We start from the raw sequence: 4,673 nt of genomic DNA, 5'->3' as shown, positions 1-4,673 counted from the left end.
AACGTGTATAATTAATGGCTAGTTCTCGCCTACTTACGAAAATCCTCGCGGATTTCTATTCGGTTTTTATTTGCTAAATTAGGTGCTTAAACACGCCACTAATCATACACAAAACCGTTGTAGCCAATTAGAAAATGAAATCCCGAATGGCAATTGGAATAGGAATTATAATAGCATTATTTGCTTTGATATATTTCTCAAAGTCGAATACCAAAACTGAGCATCCGGAATTGACAAAAACGGAATATAGAGCGAAAGGAACAATTTTTTATCACGAAGACGATTTCTGTCAAATTGAGATTGTGCCGAAAGAAAACCTTTCTGACTTATTAAAACAAGCGGATAATATCGCTGACTTTTCTACCGAAAATGGATATTCGGATATTTATGTTAGAGAAGAAAACAAAGTCAGTTTAAAAAGTCGAGAAATAGACAAAACTGAACTGGAAAAGCTATTGGCTGAACTTGGAACTGAAAAGCACACAGAAGTAATTACTGGATATGGAAGTGATTATCGAGTGAAAAGCGAAAATACCATTGGATTTGGAAAAGAATATTCAGCAGTTTACTTTGATTTTGAGAATGATAAAGTAAAGAATATTTGGACTACAAATCTTTTCGGGCTGAATAATGACAAAGTTGTTGACGTACTTTCCAGGATTGGAAAAAAATGGAATTTGGTTTTGATGGACTGGAATCGTTCAGAACTCGTTGACTTGTCGAATAAAGAAATGATTAAAAAATATCTAAAATAACTGGCTACAACAACGGCTATAGTTCATTACGGCTGAAATTCCTAATCGGAATTTCGAGCCTTTTTGCTAAATTTATGGTTACGGCGGAATGATACTCGCGTACCATTCCGTAACGAAACCATAGCCAAAACCGTTGTAAACAATTTATGAAAAGCGCAAAAACCATCATAATCTTAGTTCTAATTTTGACTTTTAGTTGTCAAGAAGGAAAGAAAACATCGGAAATTAAATCTGATTCAAAAATTGAACTTGAAAAAGAAAAATCAAATTCGGAATTGAACTCTGACAGAAACCAAAACTCAAAAAATGACTCTGAAAATGTTACTTTCCGAAATATAACGGATTTAAAAAAGTATAATGGATTCGAGAAACTAAGCGCACAAGTTTTAGGCAATTCAAATAAAGCTTTAGTTTACATTCAAAAAGACAGTTTAAAAGTTCTGATTTTGGAAAAAATAATCAAAAATTCATCCCCAAAACCAAATTATTCGATTTTAGATGAAGTAAGTTTGACTTTCAAAAACAAAGACCAATATATCGCTTTAACTCAATGTGATTTAATTGAAAATTCTGATGATAAAATAATATTTAGTTTGGTCGAAAATGAGGAAGTTGAGTATTTTGAAAAAATATTGAAAACTTGGATTATTGACTTGAACGAAAATAAATTTAAGGAAATTGAAACAACTAAAGTTAAGTGTGTGAATGAATGGTTTGGTTATGACGGATAAAAAAAACTGTTTACAACATCGTATAAAAATAATGCGTAGTTTAGTGCTTAATCAAGAGTTCGTGCGATTTTGTTACATCTGATTTTCCTGCGGAAAATCCTCGCACACAAAACCGCACTATTCTTATACATAACCGTTAGCCACAAGCTGAAAAAAACATTGAGATACTACATTGGAGCATATTATTTAATTAAACTTCGTGATTCCAATTTTGGAACTTACGAAGGAAAAAAATTGCATACTTGTAGCACTTGTATCAACGATTCCTTTTTGGATGCTTGGTCGATTTCGTGGGCTGAAAACGGAAAAAATGTTAGTGCAGAAACTAAAACGGATTTTAATCTCAATGAAAAGCTGATTAAAGAAATACAGAATTGGACAGACAAAAAAATGGAGGAAAATAAAATCGGATGGATTTCCACATTTGCCGATTTAGAAACCTTAACCGAATATAAAAGTTCGTTTTTTCCAAAAGCAGAAAGTGAAATATTGAGTATTAACTTTCCCGAATCAGAAAGAACCGAATTACTAAATTTATTCAATCCTGAAAAGACAAGTTTTGGCGAAATCGGACTTTCAATAAATTTAAAAAAAGGAATAACAGAAAACAAAGACGAACTGACTTTAGGCTACGACTTAATCGGAATTGAAGATAGTAGTGAATTTCATAGTTTTCATTGTCACAATTTAGCAAGTGACTTAATCGAAAAGTTCGGAATTGAAATAAACGAATTCGGACTGATTAACGAAAATGACCAATGGACTGAAATGGTGGAATATATGAACGATGAGAAAAACGGATTTGAGTCTTCACCTTGGTTTTATGTAAAAGTGAATAAAGTAAGGAAAAAGCCAGTGGCTAACACCGTGTATAATTAATTGCTTTGTCTCTGCTCATCTGGAATATTCCTTCGGAATATTCTCAGGTTCGTAAAAGTTTGCTAAATTAGTTGCTCAACCACGCAACTAATCATACACAAAACCGTTGGCAGTAATTTAAAAACCACCCGAGAAATAAATGAACTTATTAAATTCCTTAACAATTTAAAAAAGAATCGCTGATAATATTCAAAAATTGAATTTAAAATGAAATGGTTAGAGAAAGATAATATAATTGGAATTGTTTTGATACTTTGCTATTTGATTTGCGTTTCTCTATTAGCAATATTTATATATCAAAAAACTATTGAAAATGAAGAATTTTTGAATTCTTACATTAAGTATATGTTTATTGCTTTTTTTCCCATTGGTCTATTGCTTATTTTTTCTGAGAAAATAGTAAAAAAAATGACTATATCAGAGAAACTCAAAGAGTCAATACCTTTAATTTCAGTTGCGTTATTTTCAATCCCATTCATTAGCGGAATTGTAGCTTGGATTTCATATTTATTTACAATTGTTATTGTCTTGATAGTCGCTTTTTGGAAAATTCTACTTATTGCATTAATAATACTTTTAGTTTTGATTTTTGGAAGTCTTATAAAGGATAAATTCTTTAAGCAAAAGCAAAGTCAATGAATTACATTTACGACTTACAAAAGCTATCAAAAAATGATATTTATTCTATTTCAAAAATAGAATGGTGGCTTTTAAAATATTCTGGATTTTATAAGAAAATTTATGAATTTGTTTATAGTCAACACCTTTTTACAAGCGAGGATGGTTCAGTAATCCGTCTACCACCAATTGGTAACCCAACCGATGATGAGAAATTCTTGGAATTATATAAAGCTCTTGAAACGATTTCGGAATTTTATAAAAACGAAAAGTATTTGGAACAAGAAATGGTTGGTTACCAAAAAATTAAAAACTCTAAATCGGACTTAAAAAAATGGGTTGCAAAAAACGAGAATTTAGGAGCGGAAAAATATGTTTGTTTTTTAATTGACTATTTGGACTATGACGAGAATGACCAAGAAGAACATTTAATTATTTTTGTTAGTAACCTAAAAGAACTAAACATTTATGTTGACAGACAAGATTTTAAGAATACGATAGAATTTCTAGAAATATTTAACGAACTTTATTGGGTTCAAGAAATTTTACCCGAAAATCTGAACAGAACAAAAATAGAAAAGTAGGAAAAAAACTACTGCCAACACCGTGTATAATTAATTGCTTTGGCTAGTGCTTATTTGGAAAATTCCTTCGGAATTTTCTCGTGTTCGTTTTTGTTTACTAAATTAGTTGCTGAAACACGCAACTAACCATACACAAAACCGTTGTGGCACATTTGAAAAACATCGAGATTTGATTAAAATATTTCAGAAATCATTAAAGAAAGAGCTTGCCGAATTGAGCAATGAGATTCTGAATTCTGTTTGGTCGAATAAAATTGAACAATCAAATATTGAGAGTCTCGGAATAAAAGATGGAAAACAAATCATTGCGGAATATTTAGAAAATCGAGAATACGGAATTGCTTATGAACATCTTGCATACATAATAACTGAATGCGAAATGGAATTGAATGTTGAGCAGAAAAACCGAATGGATAGAATTGCGGATAGAATGAATCTTGAACCAATTAAGTTCCTAACTAACGAAAAAGGAACTGACTTTCTGTTTGCTTGTAAAAATCTCTATTTGGCATCAATTCATCCTTTTGACGTTGATAAAAGAAATCTAAATGAATACAAACAAATAGTTGAATTAGGAAAAGAACTTTTGGCTCAAAGAGGGATTCAAAGTTTTTTAGGATATTTAATGGAATCTCAATATCGAGTATCTGTTTGGGCATCAATGATTGCAATAGAATACGGAAAACCAAAACAGGATGAAATTCTGAATTTGAGCGGAACGAAAACAATAATTAATTCTTGTTTGGAATGTATAATGCAAGACGAAATTAATTCTTTATCAGCCGAAATAATTGAAAACAAGAAAAAGTGGAAAAGTAAAAACGTGCCACAACACCGTGTATAATTAATGGCTAGTTCTCGCCTACTTACGAAAATCCTTACGGATTTTCTATTCGGTTTTTATTTGCTAACTTAGTTGCTTAAACACGCCACTAATCATACACAAAACCGTTGGCAAACATTTTGCGCGTGCCAACAATTTCAAGGCTTTTACGAAATTCTGTGCTTACTTGCTTCAGAAAAATACGTTGGAATTTAAAGCTGAACGTTAAAAAATATTACACTGGAATTTCTTACTATTGCGGAACTTTACGCACGAATTTCGA

At 31.2% G+C, this 4,673-nt stretch carries 6 protein-coding genes; all 6 read left to right on the top strand.

Annotated elements, in window-relative coordinates; genetic code table 11:
• Positions 1-146: 146 nt before the first annotated feature.
• The 6 genes from VDP25_RS17265 (at position 147) to VDP25_RS17240 (ending at position 4,411) form a co-directional block, all read left to right on the top strand.
• Positions 147-755 carry a hypothetical protein gene (locus tag VDP25_RS17265; protein WP_334471829.1) on the top strand — a complete coding sequence of 203 codons (609 nt, stop codon included), beginning with the start codon at positions 147-149 and terminating at the stop codon, positions 753-755.
• Between the two features lie 146 nt (positions 756-901).
• Positions 902-1,486, top strand: a complete 585-nt coding sequence (locus VDP25_RS17260; RefSeq protein ID WP_334471828.1) for a hypothetical protein — start codon at positions 902-904, stop codon at positions 1,484-1,486.
• A gap of 159 nt (positions 1,487-1,645) precedes the next feature.
• Entirely contained in the window at positions 1,646-2,365 is a 720-nt protein-coding gene (locus tag VDP25_RS17255) for a hypothetical protein (RefSeq protein ID WP_334471827.1), read from the top strand.
• Positions 2,366-2,572: 207 nt separating this feature from the next.
• Positions 2,573-3,004, top strand: a complete 432-nt coding sequence (locus VDP25_RS17250; protein WP_334471825.1) for a hypothetical protein — start codon at positions 2,573-2,575, stop codon at positions 3,002-3,004.
• The gene (locus VDP25_RS17245; protein WP_334471823.1) at positions 3,001-3,567 is read left to right on the top strand and encodes a hypothetical protein; all 567 of its coding nucleotides are present in this window, start codon (positions 3,001-3,003) and stop codon (positions 3,565-3,567) included. The genes VDP25_RS17250 and VDP25_RS17245 overlap by 4 nt, the downstream gene beginning before the upstream one ends.
• Before the next feature lie 106 nt (positions 3,568-3,673).
• Positions 3,674-4,411, top strand: a complete 738-nt coding sequence (locus VDP25_RS17240; protein WP_334471821.1) for a hypothetical protein — start codon at positions 3,674-3,676, stop codon at positions 4,409-4,411.
• The last annotated feature ends 262 nt before the right edge of the window (positions 4,412-4,673 follow it).

Origin of the sequence: Winogradskyella sp. ECml5-4 (assembly GCF_036903175.1) — a bacterium.
Classification (GTDB): domain Bacteria; phylum Bacteroidota; class Bacteroidia; order Flavobacteriales; family Flavobacteriaceae; genus Winogradskyella; species Winogradskyella damuponensis.
This window is presented reverse-complemented; position numbering and strand designations above follow the sequence as displayed.

Coding starts and splice junctions, on each gene's coding strand:
- VDP25_RS17260 (WP_334471828.1), top strand. CDS start 902: ATGAAAAGCGCAAAAACCATCATAATCTTAGTTCTAATTTTGACTTTT.
- VDP25_RS17245 (WP_334471823.1), top strand. CDS start 3,001: ATGAATTACATTTACGACTTACAAAAGCTATCAAAAAATGATATTTAT.
- VDP25_RS17250 (WP_334471825.1), top strand. CDS start 2,573: ATGAAATGGTTAGAGAAAGATAATATAATTGGAATTGTTTTGATACTT.
- VDP25_RS17265 (WP_334471829.1), top strand. CDS start 147: ATGGCAATTGGAATAGGAATTATAATAGCATTATTTGCTTTGATATAT.